Annotated in this window: 20 protein-coding genes and 1 riboswitch; of the genes, 11 read left to right on the plus strand and 9 right to left on the minus strand. The window is 32.8% G+C overall.

Annotated elements, in window-relative coordinates:
• Positions 1-66 precede the first annotated feature (66 nt).
• Both ACJMLH_RS01620 and ACJMLH_RS01625 read left to right on the plus strand, forming a co-directional pair.
• Entirely contained in the window at positions 67-1,560 is a 1,494-nt protein-coding gene (locus ACJMLH_RS01620; protein ID WP_405274190.1) for a glutamine amidotransferase-related protein, read from the plus strand.
• Complete coding sequence (locus ACJMLH_RS01625; RefSeq protein ID WP_405274191.1) at positions 1,560-1,973, plus strand: hypothetical protein; 414 nt, start codon at positions 1,560-1,562, stop codon at positions 1,971-1,973. Before ACJMLH_RS01620 ends, ACJMLH_RS01625 begins: the two co-directional genes overlap by 1 nt.
• 1 nt (position 1,974) lies before the next feature.
• Here the strand turns inward: ACJMLH_RS01625 and ribB are convergent, their stop codons facing one another.
• Positions 1,975-2,658 (minus strand): 3,4-dihydroxy-2-butanone-4-phosphate synthase, encoded by a 684-nt coding sequence (gene ribB, locus ACJMLH_RS01630; protein ID WP_405274192.1) that lies wholly within the window; start codon positions 2,656-2,658, stop codon positions 1,975-1,977.
• Positions 2,659-2,708: 50 nt separating this feature from the next.
• Positions 2,709-2,843, minus strand: a riboswitch (FMN riboswitch).
• A 72-nt stretch (positions 2,844-2,915) separates the two neighbouring features.
• Positions 2,916-3,290, minus strand: a complete 375-nt coding sequence (locus ACJMLH_RS01635; RefSeq protein ID WP_405274193.1) for a DUF120 domain-containing protein — start codon at positions 3,288-3,290, stop codon at positions 2,916-2,918.
• A 226-nt stretch (positions 3,291-3,516) separates the two neighbouring features.
• On the opposite strand from ACJMLH_RS01635, the gene tfrA reads away from it, so the two are divergent.
• Positions 3,517-5,160 carry a fumarate reductase (CoM/CoB) subunit TfrA gene (tfrA, locus tag ACJMLH_RS01640; protein WP_405274194.1) on the plus strand — a complete coding sequence of 548 codons (1,644 nt, stop codon included), beginning with the start codon at positions 3,517-3,519 and terminating at the stop codon, positions 5,158-5,160.
• On the opposite strand, the gene ACJMLH_RS01645 is transcribed toward tfrA, so the two are convergent.
• Together ACJMLH_RS01645 and ACJMLH_RS01650 are read right to left on the minus strand one after the other, a co-directional pair.
• On the minus strand, positions 5,153-6,457 hold the full coding sequence (locus tag ACJMLH_RS01645) for an amidohydrolase family protein (protein WP_405274195.1): 1,305 nt from the start codon (positions 6,455-6,457) through the stop codon (positions 5,153-5,155). The genes tfrA and ACJMLH_RS01645 overlap by 8 nt on opposite strands.
• A 42-nt stretch (positions 6,458-6,499) precedes the next feature.
• On the minus strand, positions 6,500-6,706 hold the full coding sequence (locus tag ACJMLH_RS01650) for a histone family protein (protein WP_405274196.1): 207 nt from the start codon (positions 6,704-6,706) through the stop codon (positions 6,500-6,502).
• 222 nt (positions 6,707-6,928) lie between these two features.
• On the opposite strand from ACJMLH_RS01650, the gene hisG reads away from it, so the two are divergent.
• Genes hisG through pyrB form a run of 3 tightly spaced genes read left to right on the plus strand, consistent with a single transcriptional unit; the run spans position 6,929 to position 9,220 of the window.
• Positions 6,929-7,789, plus strand: coding sequence for an ATP phosphoribosyltransferase (gene hisG / locus ACJMLH_RS01655; protein ID WP_405274197.1), 861 nt, complete (start codon positions 6,929-6,931; stop codon positions 7,787-7,789).
• Entirely contained in the window at positions 7,786-8,292 is a 507-nt protein-coding gene (locus ACJMLH_RS01660; protein ID WP_405274198.1) for a flavodoxin family protein, read from the plus strand. Before hisG ends, ACJMLH_RS01660 begins: the two co-directional genes overlap by 4 nt.
• The gene (gene pyrB, locus ACJMLH_RS01665) at positions 8,285-9,220 is read left to right on the plus strand and encodes an aspartate carbamoyltransferase (RefSeq protein WP_405274199.1); all 936 of its coding nucleotides are present in this window, start codon (positions 8,285-8,287) and stop codon (positions 9,218-9,220) included. The genes ACJMLH_RS01660 and pyrB overlap by 8 nt, the downstream gene beginning before the upstream one ends.
• Here the strand turns inward: pyrB and ACJMLH_RS01670 are convergent.
• Both ACJMLH_RS01670 and ACJMLH_RS01675 read right to left on the minus strand, forming a co-directional pair.
• Positions 9,213-10,385, minus strand: a complete 1,173-nt coding sequence (locus ACJMLH_RS01670; RefSeq protein ID WP_405274200.1) for a Cdc6/Cdc18 family protein — start codon at positions 10,383-10,385, stop codon at positions 9,213-9,215. The two genes, pyrB and ACJMLH_RS01670, sit on opposite strands and share 8 nt — an antisense overlap.
• 639 nt (positions 10,386-11,024) lie before the next feature.
• On the minus strand, positions 11,025-11,498 hold the full coding sequence (locus tag ACJMLH_RS01675; RefSeq protein ID WP_405274201.1) for a DUF2299 domain-containing protein: 474 nt from the start codon (positions 11,496-11,498) through the stop codon (positions 11,025-11,027).
• Between the two features lie 66 nt (positions 11,499-11,564).
• Between ACJMLH_RS01675 and ACJMLH_RS01680 the strand changes: the two genes are divergently transcribed.
• Together ACJMLH_RS01680 and ACJMLH_RS01685 are read left to right on the plus strand one after the other, a co-directional pair.
• Positions 11,565-12,542: a cobalamin biosynthesis protein gene (locus ACJMLH_RS01680; protein WP_405274202.1), complete on the plus strand. Its 978-nt coding sequence runs from the start codon at positions 11,565-11,567 to the stop codon at positions 12,540-12,542.
• Positions 12,539-13,546, plus strand: a complete 1,008-nt coding sequence (locus tag ACJMLH_RS01685; RefSeq protein ID WP_405274203.1) for a cobalt-precorrin 5A hydrolase — start codon at positions 12,539-12,541, stop codon at positions 13,544-13,546. The genes ACJMLH_RS01680 and ACJMLH_RS01685 overlap by 4 nt, the downstream gene beginning before the upstream one ends.
• Positions 13,547-13,570: 24 nt before the next feature.
• Here the strand turns inward: ACJMLH_RS01685 and ACJMLH_RS01690 are convergent, their stop codons facing one another.
• The gene (locus ACJMLH_RS01690) at positions 13,571-13,819 is read right to left on the minus strand and encodes a UPF0147 family protein (RefSeq protein WP_405274204.1); all 249 of its coding nucleotides are present in this window, start codon (positions 13,817-13,819) and stop codon (positions 13,571-13,573) included.
• A 143-nt stretch (positions 13,820-13,962) separates the two neighbouring features.
• Between ACJMLH_RS01690 and ACJMLH_RS01695 the strand changes: the two genes are divergently transcribed.
• Positions 13,963-14,130 (plus strand): Met repressor, encoded by a 168-nt coding sequence (locus ACJMLH_RS01695; RefSeq protein ID WP_405274205.1) that lies wholly within the window; start codon positions 13,963-13,965, stop codon positions 14,128-14,130.
• Here the strand turns inward: ACJMLH_RS01695 and ACJMLH_RS01700 are convergent.
• Positions 14,127-14,714 (minus strand): class II aldolase/adducin family protein, encoded by a 588-nt coding sequence (locus tag ACJMLH_RS01700; RefSeq protein WP_405274206.1) that lies wholly within the window; start codon positions 14,712-14,714, stop codon positions 14,127-14,129. The genes ACJMLH_RS01695 and ACJMLH_RS01700 overlap by 4 nt on opposite strands.
• A 9-nt stretch (positions 14,715-14,723) precedes the next feature.
• Positions 14,724-16,436: a DNA-directed DNA polymerase II small subunit gene (locus ACJMLH_RS01705; protein ID WP_405274207.1), complete on the minus strand. Its 1,713-nt coding sequence runs from the start codon at positions 16,434-16,436 to the stop codon at positions 14,724-14,726.
• Between the two features lie 188 nt (positions 16,437-16,624).
• Here ACJMLH_RS01705 and ACJMLH_RS01710 point away from each other — a divergent pair, with 188 nt between their 5' ends.
• Together ACJMLH_RS01710 and cobJ are read left to right on the plus strand one after the other, a co-directional pair.
• Positions 16,625-17,122: a hypothetical protein gene (locus ACJMLH_RS01710; RefSeq protein WP_405274208.1), complete on the plus strand. Its 498-nt coding sequence runs from the start codon at positions 16,625-16,627 to the stop codon at positions 17,120-17,122.
• A gap of 15 nt (positions 17,123-17,137) precedes the next feature.
• The gene (gene cobJ, locus ACJMLH_RS01715) at positions 17,138-18,211 is read left to right on the plus strand and encodes a precorrin-3B C(17)-methyltransferase (protein ID WP_405274209.1); all 1,074 of its coding nucleotides are present in this window, start codon (positions 17,138-17,140) and stop codon (positions 18,209-18,211) included.
• The last annotated feature ends 8 nt before the right edge of the window (positions 18,212-18,219 follow it).

The raw sequence follows: 18,219 nt of genomic DNA on the forward strand, positions 1-18,219 counted from the left end.
ACACTTGAAATCCGCCTCTAAAATATATAGTAAAAAAATACAATAGATTATCAAGAGAGGTTTTTTATGACAAAGATTGGACTTGCTTATTTGAACGGATCTGTTCCGGGATTTGAAGATTTTGGAAATCTGCCTACAGACATTGTGAAAGAAAATGGTCTTGTTAATGGTATTAAAGCTTCACAGGAACTGGATGCTTTAATTATTCCAGGTGGAACATTGATAGAATCAAACGACATTAACATACCTTTAAATACAGAAATCAGAAAGATGGCACGTGATGGAAAACCGATTATCGGAATATGTGCCGGTTTTCAACTGCTTTCAAACCAAATCGATATCGGCCGAAAATCACCTGTACCGATTGTAAAAGAAGGCCTTGGTCTGATAGATGTTAACTTTTCTCCCCTGATTACAAGTGACCGTGTAAAGGCAAAAGTATTTGACAACTCATTTTTGGTTAAAAATCAAACTGAAGATGTGGACGGTTTTCACACACATACCTACGGTAAAGTAGAAGGAGACGCAAAGCCACTGTTCTATTCTAAAGTTCAGAGAATGAATTACGGCGATACAAATAAAAAAGGTGACTATAACATATTTTCCGGAGCATGCAATGACGACGGTAATGTTATAGGAACAATGATTCATGGAATTTTGGATGAAAATCCTATTCTTGTAGAAAACATCAAGGAACAAATAGATATACAAGACATGGATGATGTTTACAATAGAAATACAGAAGTCAAGAAATATCTTCTAAGCGAAGTCGGAATCAACACCGACATAAAGATACCTCAAATCAAACCTCTTACAAAACCTAAATACCTTATGATTGGAAGCAACGGATCAGACTCCGGTAAAACTTTCATACTAACAGGTCTTGCAGGTGCAATCAGGAAAAGAGGATATAAGGTTGCACTGCTAAAAGTAGGTCCAGATGTTCGTGACATCATACCTGGATTATACTTGACAAAAGGAAAGATGGAAGATTTCGCATCAATAAAAATTGGACACCTTGGCTGGAAGGATATCGAATCTACAGTAGCAAAACTTAACAAATCCGATTACGATATTGTTCTTATTGAAGGCGTTATGAGTGTATTTACCGGCCTTTTAAATGAAAAGGTACCTTATTCTGCTGCTGAGATTGCAATGTCATCAAATATTCCTATGATATTAGCTACAGGCGTGAACAAAGGAGGTATTGAATCTGCAGCCATTGACATTGTTTCACATGCGAATATGCTTGAAAAATTTGGAGTTTCAGTTCCAGCAGTTTTGCTCAATAAGGTATACAATGACGATATATTCGACAATGTAGTGCCGTATATTCAAAACAACACAAATGTCGAAAAAGTTCTGAAAATTCCTAAACTAAAAAATGCAGATATGAGAGGGTTTATTCCTGAAGTTGAAATCAGATACGAACTATTCACTTCATATGCAATGGAACTGATAGAAAACAACCTAAATATAGATGAAATTATAGGAATGGCTCGTGAAGTGGAGTTCAATAGAATCTATTCATTTGAAGAAATTAAAAGTAAAGTGATATAATGGCTCTTAATTTAAGTCCTGAAAAAGGCGTTAAACTTACAAAAAAAGATAGGGCACATGTTTCAAATAAGATGAAACAGGGATGGAAGGCAACCTGCCTAATTCCGGATTACGTTTTTGATGAGGATGGAAACATCCAAATAGGATTGGAAAAAAACAGAAGAATAGTTAGAATTGTTAAAATCATGGATGACGGAATACATATTGAAAAAGCTCTAGCAAGTAAAACATTAAGAATTCCATGGGCTAAAATATCTGAAATAAACAAGTCAAAAGAAGTAAGAAACGCGTTGGAAATAAAAATGCGTGACGGGAGATATGTCACCTTCAGCATTTACAATTCCTACAAATACCAGCAAATAATGGAATTTATGGCAAAATACATTGCTGATAAATGTAATGAGAGGAATTAATCTATTCCTCTATATATTTATTAATGATGTCTTCGCCTCTAAGCAAAACCAATCCGTTTTCTTCTGCATATTTGCGAGCATCTGCAACTGATGTAGCCTGTCCGGTTTCACCATCCATCATTTCACAAACTACACAAACAGGAGTAACACCAGCCATTTCACATAATGCAAGACCAATTTCTGTATGTCCTTGTCTATTTTTAACAAGTCCTTCTGCTCCTCTTAAAAGACATACGTGGCCAGGTGATCTGAATGTTGCCCCAAATTCATCAAATCTTTCTTCTTTCATCATTATTGCCATTTCACTAATTGTCATTGCTCTGTCATGGTCTGTTATACCAGTGAAAGATTTCCTGTGATTTGTCCAAATTGAAAATGATGACCTTTCATCATACGGAATATCAGTTGGTGCAAGCTCAGCAAGTTCCGGAAATTTTTCTGTTGCCGCTTTCATGATATCTACCATGAAAGGTAAGTGAATTGCATCACAAAAATCAGCATGCAAACAATTGCAGATTAAACCGCCTGCATCATTTCTCATTGTTGCAATTGATTTAGGGGTTACAAATTCGGAAGCTATAATCATGTCAACTTCCCCTTCCCTATCATCATCATCGAAAACAAGTACGAATTCACCATTTCTAATAGCTTCTAGAGCTGCATCTAAGTTTGTTTCTTGATTCATAGTAATATCTCCTAATTTACTAGAACCAGGGCTAAAAATAACTACAATTTATTACTTCTCTTCCATCCGGACTGTAACCGTCGGTTTTGGAATTTCACCAAATCAACACATATTTTCGTGCTCGTGGACTTATTTTATTAAAATCACCACCGGTGGGGAATTGCACCCCGCCCTGAGAACGTATTATCAAATATATTAAACATGTATAAAATACTTTGCGGTAAATATTTAAGAAATTGAAAAAGTTGAGATGAAATTTAAAATTCAAGGGAAACTATATCTCCGTCACTGAGATTTAATTCATCCCTTAATTTATTTTCAGAAATAACTTCCAAATGACAATCTTCATGAGTGGTTTTTGCAGGAAATACTATTGCGCAATCAACCTTTTCATTCAATTTAGCTTCAATGTATTTTACGGCACCAAAACCATCATCCGGCTTTATCAAATTTTCACAATTATCCTTAATTTCATTAATTTCGTCCAAATGTTCATCACTTACCATGACATTCAATGTTCCTGGAAATGGGATAAAACCTAAATTTTTTTCAAACTCCTTTGTGTAACTTTCCTGTGATAGAAAAAATGAGCCTTTTCCCATACCGGATCTAACTTCACCATCAATTTTCATGAAATAACCTCTAATTAAATTAACAAACATTCAATATTAATGTAAAAATTTTAACTATACTTTTAATTTAATGACATTATAAAAAATTATAGTGAAATTTAAATTAAGAAATATAGATTCGATAGTATAAGTTAATCATTTTTAATTAATAAATATTTTTGAAGAAATTTATTTAAGAATTGAAAAAGAAAGTATTACTATAATAAGATTTTACAGGGTAATCGAAATGGAAATTAAAACTATCTCAACAGACGTATTAATTATCGGATCTGGTGGAGCAGGTTCAAGAGCTGCAATTGAAGTTGATGATGCAGGACTAAAAGCAATAATCGTATCAAAAGGTCTTTCATTCAGGTCTGGCTGTACTGGAATGGCAGAAGGAGGATACAATGCCGTATTTAAAACCGTCGACAAGGACGATTCAATAGAAGCCCACTTTAACGACACATTAAAAGGCGGAAGCTACTTGAACGACAAGAGACTTGTTGAAATTCTTGTAAACGAATCACCAAAAAGATTAATTGATTTAGAAAACTACGGTGCATTATTTGACAGACAAGAATCCGGTGAAATAGACCAAAGGCCATTTGGTGGGCAAACCTATAGGAGAACATGCTATCAGGGAGATAGGACCGGTGCAGAGCTATTGAATGCACTTAAAGAAGAAATCATCAGAAGAGATATAGAATGTATCGAAGAAGTGATGATTACATCTCTGGTAACTGATGGCGATGAGGTAATCGGTGCAACCGGTTTAAACTTAAAGGATTCAAGCTTAATCTACTTCAAGGCAAAAGCAACAATTCTGGCAAGCGGAGGTGCTGGACAGCTATACCCTGTAACATCCAACACTTTCCAAAAAAATGGGGACGGATTTGCAATAGCTTATAGAGCCGGGGCAAATTTGGTTGACATGGAACAGGTGCAATTCCATCCAACAGGAATGATTGCTCCCGAATCCAAAAAAGGTGTTTTGGTAACTGAAGCCGTTAGGGCTGAAGGTGGAAAACTCATGAACAAGGATGGAGAAAGATTCATGAGCAGATATGCACCTGAAAAAATGGAATTGGCTACCCGTGATGTTGTCGCCCGTTCAATCTATCAGGAAATCATTGAAGGGCGAGGAACAGAAAAAGGAGGAGTATACCTGGACATTTCCCACCTTGATGACGACTACATTGAAGAAAAGCTTGAAACAATGGTATTGCAATTTGAAAATGTAGGCGTGGACATCAAGCACGGTCCGATAGAAGTGGCACCAACCGCGCATCACTTCATGGGCGGATTAAAGATAAATACTGACGGATCATCTTCACTCAAAAACCTGTTCGGAGCAGGTGAAGTCTGCGGAGGAGTTCACGGAGCCAACCGTCTGGGAGGTAATGCATTAGCAGATACTCAAGTATTCGGTAAAATATCCGGTGTAAGCGCTTCCAATGCTGCAAAAAACACTGAACTTAAAACAAATGATGAGCAAGTCAATGAAGAAGCTTCAAGAATCGAAGGACTAATTAAAAAAGGTACAATAAAACCAAAAGAATTCAAAAACAATATCAAATCATTAATGTGGGAAAAAGTTGCTATCGTTCGTGATGAGAAAACACTGAACGAAGGACTGAAAGAACTGCTTGAAATGCAAAAAGAATTAGACAACATGGATGTTTCAAGCCAAAAACAATATAATACCGATTTGGTGACCGCTCTTGAAGTAATAAATATGGTTGAAATCTGTATTTTAGTCGTTAAATCCGCAATAATACGTAGAGAAAGTAGAGGAGCACACTTCAGATCAGATTTCCCTGAATCATTGGATGAATGGAAAAAGAGTATCGTGTTTAATAAAAATAAAATAGAATTTGAAGCTAGATAGCTTCTTTTAAATTCTTTATGGCTTTGCGAGCCTTATCATAAATTTCCTGTTCGTCCAAAACAGTCAATTTCTTATTTTCCATCAATATCTTACCGTTACAAATGGTAGTGTCGACGTTTGAACCGTTTGCTGAGTAAATTATATTGGATGTCAATGTGGAACTGTCCGGAACCATATTGGCACTATTAGTGTCAATCAAAATAATATCCGCTTTTTTGCCAACTTCAATGGAACCTATTTCATCATCAAGACCCAAAGCTTCTGCACCTTTAATGGTAGCCATAGCAATAGCTTCATAGGAGTTTAACACATTAGGGTCCAGGGTTGAAACTTTCTGAAGTAAACTAGCAGTTTTTAGCTCTTCAATCAAATCCAAATTATTGTTTGAAGAGGCACCGTCAGTACCTATAGAAACACAAATATCATTTTCAATCAATTTGGAAACTGGAGCAATTCCTGAAGCCAATTTCATGTTACTGCATGGATTGTGAGAAACTTTGACACCGTTTTTCTTAATTATTTCAATTTCATCATCACTTAACCATACGCAATGTGCAGCAACAACATCAGGACCTAAAAATCCGATTTTATCCAAATATTCAAATGGTCTTAGGCCTTTTTCAGCACTAACGTCATCAATTTCCTTTTGTGTTTCTGAAACGTGAATATGAATACCCATATTGTATTCATCTGCTAACTGGCGAACTTTAATCAGCAATTCCTCTGAAGCTGTATATGGTGAGTGCGGACCGAAAAATACCTTGATTCTTCCGTCAGCCATTCCATTGCAATTTTTAAATAAGGTTAAGTTTTCCTTGATTTCAGCTTCCCTTCTCTCAGCATCACCGAAATCAATCATTCCATATGAAAGTACTGCCCTTATTCCAGCTTCATCAATTGCACGTGCAACATCTTCCATGTAAAAATACATGTCTGAAAATGTGGTTGTTCCAGACTTAATAAGTTCGACCGCTCCTAAAAGAGCACCTATATAACAATAATCGCCATTGAGATTAGCTTCCATTGGCCATATATGATCATTCAACCAACTGTCTAAACTTAAATCGTCAGCCAATCCTCTAAATAAAGTCATTGATAAATGAGTGTGAGTATTTACAAATCCAGGAAGCAAAATTTTGCCTTCAGCGTCAATAATTTTTTCAACATTGCTTTCATCGATTACATCTGAAATTTCAGAAATCAAATCGTTTTCAATTAAAACAGATTGTTTTTTTTCTTCAAAATTATTTGGGTTTAAAATTAATGCATTTTTAATTAAAATAGTATTATCTGACATAATAACACCTAAAAAAATAAAAAAAAGTTAAAAACTTAGAATTTATAAGTTTTTAATAGCTAATTTAATATCATCAGCTTTAACAGTTTTACGTTTTGCAACTTTAGCAACTTTGTTAGCTTCTTTAGCAACTTCACGAGCAACTTCTTCTAAGTATAAAGCTAATTCTTCTTTTGCATCTTCGCTGACTCTTTCAGCGCCAGATTCTTTGATAATTCTTGCAACAGGAGCTTTTGGTATTTCAGACATACTTTTCACCTCACTTAAGTTTATTAAAACTTATGATTTACAGCCAAAATCATAAGTTAAATAACATTTTAAGATATCTTAATATTTAAATATTTTGCAAAATTAGCCCCAAATTAAAAAAATAAAATTGGATAAATTAAAAAAATAAAAAATTAATACTTAAAAGTATTTAACAAATAATTAATAAATTAATATAAGATAAAAATAATTTTGAGTGAAATGATGAATATTAAAATTGCTGTTCCTTCGAAAGGAAGAATAAGTGAACCGTCCGTAAACATCCTGGAAAAGGCAGGTTTAGGTTTAATCGATAAAAACAATCGGAAATTAATTTCAAAAACATTTAATGAGAATATAGAAGTAATGTTTGCAAGAGCATCCGACATTCCTGAATTTGTGAATGATGGAGTGGCAGATATGGGAATTACCGGTGTTGACCTAATCCATGAAAATGAAGCGGATGTTGAGGAGCTACTGGACTTAAGATTCGGACAGACAAAACTGGTTCTTGCTGCACCGGAAGAATCAGATGTGAATTCGGTTGAAGACATAACTGAAGATATGAAGGTGGCAACTGAATTTCCTGTTTTAACAAGAAAATATTTAGATGAAAAAGGTCTTAATTTAAAAATCGTCAAATTAAGTGGATCAACAGAAGCGGCTCCGTTCATCGGAATAGCTGATTTGATTACTGACCTGACAAGTACAGGAACCACACTAAAAATGAACCATCTGGAAATCATAGATACCCTTCTTGAAAGTAGCATAAAACTCATCGCTAACAAAGACAGTCTAAACGATAAAAAAGAATTAATAGAGTCTGTCAGCACAAGCATTAGGGGTGTTCTTGATGCGGACCGGAAAAAATTAATCATGATGAACGTGAAAAGCGTTGATTTGGATAAAGTTAAAGAAGTCATGCCGTCAATGGGTGGTTTGACAATCTCAGAAGTTTTATCAACAGAAAAAACAGTTGCAGTTCAAGCTGTTATTGATGAAAAACAAGTATTTGAACTAGTAAATGACTTAAGAAATGCAGGTGCAATGGACATTCTTGTTGTGCCTATCGAAAGAATCATATGAAAATTGCAATAATCTATTCAACTTCAAGCAGAACAACAAAAAAGGCATGTAAAATACTGTCCAGTAAAATAAATGCCAATGTACAGCTTATACCTATTGAAAAGGCAAAAACTGCATGTCTTTTAAAGTATAATTTTATTATACTTGCAGGGTCTGCGATGAATGGTAAAGTGCAAAGCGCATTGAAAAGATATGTTTCAAGAAACATTAAAACTTTAAAAGAAAAGCCTGTTGCCCTGGTTTTGAACTGTGAAGAGGGCATTGATACAAGAGACAGATTGAATAAAACATTCACAGAGGAACTGGTGGATTCATCATACATTAACTCAAACTTTGGATATGAATTAGATCCGGATGAGGGAAACTTAATTGAAAAAAGAAGAATAAATAAAATTATAAATAAATATCAAAAAGAGGGGAAAAATCTTCCCGTTCTTAACATGGATGAAATCGATAAATTTGCCGATTATATAAATAATATGATTAAAAAAAGGGTTGATTAGAATTTTTAAACTAAAAAACATAATTTCAATAAAAGATTTTGAAAGAGAAGATATTGAATACATTTTAGATGAAGCAGCAAAGCTGGAAGATGTTGCCAAATCAAAAGTAATATCTGAAGAATTAAAAGGTAAACTCCTTGGATTGATGTTTTTTGAACCTTCAACAAGGACAAAAATGTCCTTTGAAACTGCAATGAAACGTTTGGGAGGAGAATGTGTTGGATTTGAAAACAGCGGATCCAGTTCTGTCTCAAAAGGTGAAAGCATTGCGGATACTGCAAAAATGTTTGAAGGTTACAGTGACGCATTAGTAATCAGACATGAACTTGAAGGAGTGTCCAAATTTATTTCTGATATTGTAAATGTCCCTGTTATCAATGCAGGTGACGGAGCAGGTCAACACCCAACCCAAACATTGCTCGACCTATACACAATCAAAAAAGAAATTGGTGAAATCGATAATTTAAAAATAGCTTTGATTGGTGATTTGAAATTCGGACGTACAGTTCACTCACTGTCAAATGCACTGGGCCTGTTTAAAAATGTCAAAATTTATTTGGTATCACCTCCTGAGCTCAAAATGCCTCAGGAAATCCTACACGACATTAACAAAACCAATGTAACATGGGAAGAAACAGATTCAATAGAAAAAATCATTGATGACGTTGATGTATTATATGTAACAAGGATTCAAAAGGAGCGTTTTGCAGATATTGATGATTATCTGAAAATAAAAGGAGCTTATATCGTTAATAGGAAAATGATTGAAGGTAAGGATTTGATTGTAATGCATCCTTTACCTAGAATCGATGAAATAGACACAGATGTGGATAATACTAAATACAACAAATATTTCACTCAAGCTGCAAATGCCGTTCCTGTAAGGATGGCAATTTTAAAAACATTAATAAATAACAACCCTAAATAGTATAGAGGGTTGTTTCAAGTAATGTTTCATCACATTGCAGTTTAATGATATTTGTTCTTCCTTTTCCACGACCGCGTGAAATTGTATTTGTTGAAATTATACCCAATAATTCAAGTTCGTTTATAAAGTCAAATATTCTTCTGTAGGTTACTGCATCCTTTTTAGAGATTTCCTTGTACTCGTCATACAGTTTTCCTGAAGATATTTCCTCACCCTGTTTTGTTAAAATTAGAATAGCTTCCAAAACCCTTTGCTGTTGCAATGGCAGAGTGGAAATGATTTCAATAACCTTATTGTGTTCGATTGTATCTTTTGCTTTTCTGACATGTTCGCCTGTAACCTTATCGCAATCCTCATCGAAAGCTATTTCACCAGCGCTTTTAAGCAAATCAAGAGCATATCTAGCGTCACCCTCTTCCTTAGCGGCCATCGCTGAACATAAAGGTATCACATCATCTTCTAAAACACCATCCTGGAAAGACAACTGTGCCCTTTCAGACAAAATGTCAGATAACTGATCTGCGCCATATGGAGGAAATACAATTTCCTTATCGTTCAAGCTGCTTTTTACCCTGGATTTAATGAGGTTTTTAAAGTCCAGATAATTACTGATGCATAAAACAGAAACATTGTCAGTTCTGGTCAATGTGTATAAAATTCCGTCGCCGTCCTTGTCAAGCAAAATGTCAATCTCGTCCAATATAACAATTAGCTGCAGTTTTTTACCATAAGTATTTCTTCTTTTAAAAATATCCCTAAAAGCGTTTACCACTTCACCTTTGGTCCATCCACGGCTTGGAACATCACGACCTAGCTTGTTACAAATTTCTGCAATAACCTGATATTCAGTAGTGAAATCAGTACATCTAATATGCAGAACTTTAACGAAAACTTTCTTTTTGTTTGCAATTTCAATCAGCTGTTCACGTGCAAATTTGGATGCCGCTGTCTTTCCTGTTCCTGTCTTACCGTAGAGAGTAACATTTGATGGAGTAACATCACTCAAGACATCGACCCAATATTTAGCTATTTGTCTTATTTGATCCTCCCTGTGAACCAGCTTGTCAGGCAGATACCTGTGATCCAAAGGTTCCTTATCCTTGAATATGCTGGTGGACGAAAGGTTTTCTATGTCATTTTCCAAATCTTCAAAAACATTTGACATTATAGTCACCACAATAAAATTTATGAAAAAATAAATTAGTATAATTTCCAGTGTTAATAATATTTTGAACCTAATAAATAAAGGTTTTTATTACAAATATAGTAAAAAGTTATTAAAAAGCGATGAAATGCAAAAATTAAAATCAGCTAAAATCAGCTAAAATTAGTTTAACATATTAAAAATGATTATTATAAAGTAATATAATGTATATACTAATATTTAACAAAATAATTTGTTTAAATCAAATTAAATTTAAAATATGAAATATAACTATTTCCAATATAAAATAACGATTTCAAGTGTAAAAATCAAGGATAGACAGTGAAAATAAGCTCTCAGATGGCTTGAATAAGATGATTTTTGAAAAAATTATCATGATTTATAATCAAGACAGAGAGGTGCTTTTCAAGTGTAAGAATTTCATGCGAAAAGCAAAAATGAAGACATGTATTGCAAGTGTAACATTCGTGTGAAAATGAGTTCAAATTAAAAAATTTAGCAAAAATAAAAATACGGTCTCAAAATGAAAAAATAAAGAAAAATCAGAGAGATAAATTTCAAGTGTTTACAGTTGAAATATACCCCTTCATTCTTAATATACCTTCGAAAACGTTTCAGTTGAAATACACCTCTCCCTCTCTAAATGAACATATCATTCTGATTTGAAGGAGCAGGAAGTGTTCCGAATTTTTTGTCAATTAACCAGATGCAATGCAATTTAGATTTAAAAATTCTTTTCATAGTTCTAATCAGCATATCCTTGGTCAATCCATCTTCAAAAATTTGTTCGGTAATTACAAACTGCTGCAATATGTCATTGTTTATCTGCAGTTCAAAATCAACTAGAAATGTATTCAAACCGAAATTCAAATCTAGAATAAAATCCTTTTTAGTTTTAATGTCAGCAGATTCCATCAATGTTTTATGCTGTGGAGCCACCTGAGTAGCGCACGCAATAATAACTGAATCTTTACCCTTAGGTTTTACAACATCCATTATATTTTCCTTGGGAAATTCAACAATAAAATGAAAATCCGCATTTTCATCATATTTCATTTCTCTTAAAAGATCTTCATCAAGTAACCATTTTTCAACTTGTTCTTCGATATTCATAATATCATCATAAATTATTAATTAATAATAAAATATTTATTTTTTTATTTATATATATTATAAAGTATGATTGAATTATTTTATTTTATTGTTTTAGCATTATTGCTTTCACTTGCAATAGATGTTCTGTTTGGCGAATTACCAACAAAAATACATCCTGTTGTTATTATGGGTTCAATCATAAGTTTTTTCAAAAAAATATTTATAAAAATAAAAAATAGAATATCAGGATTGTTATTGGTTTTATCTTCAGTACTGGTTGTCAGTATAATTTTGTATATTATTTGTTATATATTCTCATTTAACAGTTTATTATTGTTTATTATATTTATTATATTATTATCATCAACATTTTCTGTCAATATGCTTTTAAAGACTGCTGTTGATGTTAAATCAGATTTGGATATCAGTATTGAAAAAGCCAGAGAGTCAGTTTCATATTTGGTCAGCAGAAGTACTGATGAGTTGACAGAAAGTTTTATTGTATCAGCTGTTATTGAAAGCCTGACGGAAAACATAACTGACTCATATGTTGCTCCGGTGTTTTACTATGCAATTTTTGGAATAATTATTATGTTAAATCCAATTAATAATCATTTGTATTATCTCTTGCTGGTTCCAATGCTATATCGTTTGTTCAACACTTTAGATGCAATGGTCGGATATAAAAGTGATGAGCTTAAAGACATTGGTTTTGTTCCGGCAAAAATAGATGATATCTTGAATTATGTTCCGTCAAGAATTGCAGGTATTTATGTTGTGATTTCTGCTTATTTACTTAAATTGGATGGTAAAAACAGTTATGAAATAATGAGAAGAGATGCCAGGAATTGTCCTAGTCCAAATTCAGGATACACCATGGCAACAACTGCAGGAGCACTTGACATTCAGCTGATAAAAAAAGACACATATATTCTGGGGGATGCCAATAGGGAAATTGGCAAGGATGACATTACAAGGGCTGTCAATCTATCAAAAATGACAATAGCTCTGTTTACATTAACAATATTAATTTTATTAACATTGATTCATGTGATATTATGAAAGTGGCAATCATTTCTGTTTCAGATAAAGGAAAAGAGTTAGCATTGACTATTAAAAAGCACCTGGATGATGATTCAACAGTCATTAGGGCTGATTTGTTTCATAAAAACGTTAAGAAATATTTAAAAATTGCATTTTATGAATATGATGCAATAGTTGCTATCATGGCCAGCGGTATTTTAATAAGATCAATTGCACCATACATCAATTCAAAAACAACAGATCCTGCAGTGATTAACATTGACGATAACGGAAACTTTGTAATATCAACTCTTTCTGGGCATTTGGGAGGAGCAAACAAGTTAACCAATAAAATTGCTACATTAATAGATGCTACACCTGTTATCACAACTTCAAGCGACATTAACAACCGATTAGGCATTGATGTTCTTGCAAGCGATTTATATTTATCAATCGACAAGCCAAAGGAAATTTTATTTTTCAACAAGGCAATTTTAGATGGTCAAAAAATCACATTAACAATGAAAAATGAAAAGAAATATCTTCTAAACTATTTAGAAAAAAATACACTTGAAATGGATGTTTCATTAGTTAATTGCGATAATGTCAGTGAAGATGAAATCAAGGTCGGTTTGGATGGTCATGAAATAATTTTAAAAGAAAAGAAAATGGTTGTGGGAATTGGCTGCAGACGTGGCAAGGAATATGAAAAGATTAATGAAGGATTTTCCAAATCAATAAACGAATTAAACATTGATGCATCAAGAGTCAATCAACTGGCATCAGCTGAAATCAAAAAGGATGAAAAAGGAATTTTAAAATTATCAGAAAAATTAAACATTCCGGTTAACTTTGTTGATTTGGACAGGTTGAAGCTGTTTGAATCTCAGGATGTTCAGAAGTCTGAATTCGTAAAGTCAAAATTCGGAATTTATGGTGTTTGTGAACCTTCAGCATTGATTACTGCAGGTTTTGATTCTAAATTAATTTATAAGAAAACATCATATGATGGCGTGACAATAGCTGTCGCTATCTCAAATTAAATATAAAATAAAAAAAGAGTTAAATTAGATTGATTCTAATTTAGAGAGAACTTCCCAAATTAAAGTTCTTGCGTGTACTGGTATGTTAGGATCATTACTGATTTCATCTAATTTTCCTAAAACAGTACTTATTTTAACGGATTGATCTTGTTCTTCATCTTTTAATAAATCGTTAGATTCACTAGCTGCTTCTCGAATGTTACGAGGTACAGTATTGTTTTCTGAAATATATTCAAGTATTTGACATACTTCTTCTATAGTTTGATTACTCATAATACTCCCTCCAAAAATATAATTTAAAAATAAGTCAAATCTATTAATTTATATATTTATTCGTAATCTCTTTAAATATTTTGTGGTATATGTGAAAATTATCAGTAGAAAAATATATATTAAATTAAAATGAATTATTATACATGTCAGATATAAGCAAAACAACTATAAATTTACCTAAAGATTTGAAAAAAGAATTAAAAAAAATTGCAATCGATGAAGATACATCATTATCCGGTTTAATCATAAAAATGATTGAAGAAGGAATGTCATCAAGAAATAAGAATGATGTAATTTCAGGTGAAGATTAGATAATATCTTCAGCTGAATTCAACATATAAGTAATAAATTGTGTTTTTGCAGACTCTTCTATGAAAACTGCAAGAGATTCGGCTTCTTTTAAATTTTCACTAACGCAAATCACACCATGCTTTTTTAATATAAGCACATCACTATTTCCAATGTTTTCGCTTGCGCTTAAGGCAAGTTCGTTGCTTCCGGGTTTTTCATATTCAATATCTGGTAAGAAAGGATCTTTTATTTCTCCAAAACCTTCCAGTCTTTTTATTCTTTTGTTTGAAAATGCAAATCCAGTAGCATAAGGAGAATGGGTATGCACAATGCCATTGACATCATTTCTTTTTTTATAAATTTCCAAATGCATATTAACTTCAGATGAAGGTTTTCCATTTGTTAGTAAATTTCCGTCCAAATCGACTAAAACAATTTCTTCCTGAGATAAATTTGCCAGGGATGTTAATGTAGGAGTAATGGCAACTATATCTCCATTAGTGCTTTTAATTCGTTTACTGATATTTCCTGATTTTCCTGAAACCAGATTCTTATTATAAATGTTATTTCCAACATCAATTATTTCCTGAATATGCTTTTTCATCTTATCACTTTATAAAAATTTGAAATGTTTATATTGTCCTTTATGAATAACAGGAACCTCAGCAGGTGTAGGTTCAATGTTGTGAATTTTTTGAAAGCTTGTCTGGGTCTGGAAAGTACCTGAATTAATCAGATGTATTCCATTAAATCTTCTATAAGAATTCACGTGAATGTGACCGGTATGGAAAATGTCCGGCACTTCATCAATTACAAGATAATCTTCAAGTTCTGAAGCTAATGGTGTTCTTTCACCATATATTGGTGCCAGATGTCGTTTCTTGAGTAATTCTTCCATTAAAAAGTCACTTTTTTCATAAGTAAATTCTTTAACAGCCATAACCAAATCATCGAAACTGCGTCCGTGGTATATTAGGACGTTGATACCGTCAAGAGAAACTACGCCCGGATTAGATATGAATTCCACATTGTCGAGTTCATATAATGCCTTTGCATATTCCTCAGGAACTGCAGGCTGTGGCTCTGCCACCCTTGAAGCGTCGTGGTTTCCAGGGGCAATGATGATTTTGATATCGCTTCTGATGTTTCCTAAAAATCTTGCAGCTTCATTATACTGCTCGGTAATATCTTTAATTACGAGTTCCTGATCCTGGTTTGGATAAACTCCAATTCCATCTACAATATCTCCTCCAATGATGAGATATTTAACATCTTCAGCAACTCTTCTTTGATTTTCATCACCATATTCACAGTTAATCCAATCGATAAATCTGTTGAATGCATCTTCAAGAAATGTTAGGCTGCCAATATGGACATCTGATAAAAATACGATTCCAAAGTCCATTTCTTTATCTGGAACTCTTAAAACACCCGGATTAATGATTTCCTGACCAAATGCAAAATTGCTGTCATTGCTTTTGTTTGCAATAACGCCAACAACTTCATCCCTTACAAGTTTCTCTGCTTCTGCAAACAAATCTTCTTTGTTCTGGGAAAATAGTATTGAAATGGTTCCGGTGTCGTCTTCAAATTCTACAATTTTGTGACCGTTCTTACTGGTTCTTATTTCACGGACCATTAGAATTAGACTTAAGCTTTCCTGTGAATCATCAATGTCTGCGATTTTAGTGTAATTTCTAAGTTCAGGCCTTTTTGAAAGGATATTCTCCAGTTTTTCATATCTGCTTTTAAAGTAGGAGATTAAATTTTCAAGTTCTCCGCTTGTATATGATTTTTTACTTGTATCCTGAATAATCTCAAAATCGTATTCAACATTACTTTTTTGAAGATTACGTTTGAATTGAATTTTTTCATCTTTAACTGTTTCAGAAGCTTCTATAATTTCCTGATTGACATATTTTTCAGGTTTATCACTTTCTTTTTTCAAGTTATCTATTGAAGATATTTCTTTTTTTTCTTCTGCTTCTGGTGTTTTAACAGGTTTATTATCATTTGAGGTAATTGTTTTTTGTGGTGTTTGCTCTGTTTTTACTTCTTTAGGTTTTTCTGTTTCAACAGGTGAATCATTTATTAGGGTTTTTTGACTGGTATTGTCTGTTTTTTTAACATTTCCTGTAATTTCATCTATAGTTTCTCCACTGACCGAAACTAAATCTTTTGAGGAAAATTTATCACCTTTTAATTTAACTATTATTGAAGATGCAAAATCTAGAGGATTTTCAGCACTAATAACTTTATCAAATGCTTCAGGTGATAGGTTGATTCCCTTTTTTGCAAATTTTAATAGAATTTTATTAGTTGACATACTGGTTAAAATTTTTATTTTTTATCTTAATTAAACTTTGAGAATTTTTGATTATAATTTTGATTTTGACAAAAGAAATTTTATTTGAATTGAAATTATAGGTAATCTTTATTATATATTAAAAACTAAATTTATATCATTATAGTATAATTGTTATTTAATAACATAAAGTATTGATTGTGATAAAAATGGCGAATAAAATAGTTAGAATTGTTTTAATTATTATATTATTTGTTGTATTTTTTGAATTAGGTCTTTTCGGCTCATATACTATTGTTACAGCTGAAGCTCCGGATGTTCAGGGACTGATTGATATGCAAATTTCAAAAGTATCTTCATTTTTGAATCCGGAAAAAGTTAATCAGGTTTTGATTAAAGACCCGACTCCAGTATCAATCTCTAATAAAAAAGACATCGCACTTCAAATGGAGGCGCTGTCGAAGGTAGATGGAGTTAATTACGATTCAATTAATGTAACAACAACTGAAGATCCAGATGATGGTAAATTTAATGTAACTATTGAAGGATTAGGTTATGCATCACCTAATTCAACTTCAGGCCAAATTGTCATTACCCAAACCCCTTCATATAAGATTATAGCAAAAGGAATTGCTTCAAATAAAGGAACAGGGCTAATGGTAGACAAGGACACTGTTACAATAAATTCAGTTTTAAAGCTTTACTAAAAAGGATGATATAAAATGATTAATGTAATTGGTATTGGTCAGAATAGAGACAACATGACTTTAGGAGCTGTTAGAGCTATTGAGGAGTCAGATGTAATTATAGGCTATAAAAAATATATTGAACAGATTGAAGACTTAATAGCTGATAAAGAAATTGTTAAAAAAGGAATGGGAGATGAAATTGCAAGAGCAGAATTTGCCATTCAGAAAAGCTTGGAAGGCCAAACAGTTTCATTAATAAGTTCTGGAGACCCTGGAGTCTTTGGAATGGCTAATGTATTGTATCAGATAGTGAGTAAGTATGAAGATGTGGAAATTAAGGTTTATCCTGGTGTTTCTGCATTAAATTATGCATCCAGTCATTTAGGTGCTCCTTTAAATGATTTTGCAGCAATTAGCTTAAGTAACATTTTAACACCTTTATCCGAAATAGAAAAGAAATTAAAATTTGCACTTGAAGCTAATTTAATTGTAGCTATTTATAATCCAATAAGCAAAACTAGAAAAGAGCCTTTTAGAAGATTTAAACAGTGCGTTTTAGACATAAAAGGTGAAGACACCTTGATTGGTATCATTGACAGTACTTATGAACCTCCAAAAACTACAATTGTCAAAGTTAAAGATTTGACTGAAGATATAGTTAACATGTCCTGCACATTAATTGTAGGCAATGATTTAACTTATGAACAGGAAGGAAAGCTTGTAACACCGAGAGGATATGTAATAAGATCCAAGATTCATCCATTATCACAAGATCATTATGAAAAGTTATTAAATGGTGAAATACCACATGGTCCAAATCGCGAATGTGACTATTATCCATGTCACTATGAAGGACAGTATTGTGATTTCTGTTATTGTCCTTTCTATCCATGCGGTGATTCTTCAACTGGCGGAGAGTGGATTAAAGGTAAAAACGTTTGGAACTGTAAGGAATGCATGTGGCTGCATGAAAAAGAAGCGGTTGAATGTTTAAGAGAACCTTTAGAAAATATCATCGAAGAAGTTGAAGATTTAAAAGCTAAGAAAAAAACATTATTAAAGCTTAGAAGAGCATGCTTATTGAAAAATAATCCAAATGACCTTTAGGTGAGTTC

Origin of the sequence: Methanobrevibacter sp. (assembly GCF_045116495.1) — an archaeon.
GTDB lineage: Archaea > Methanobacteriota > Methanobacteria > Methanobacteriales > Methanobacteriaceae > Methanocatella.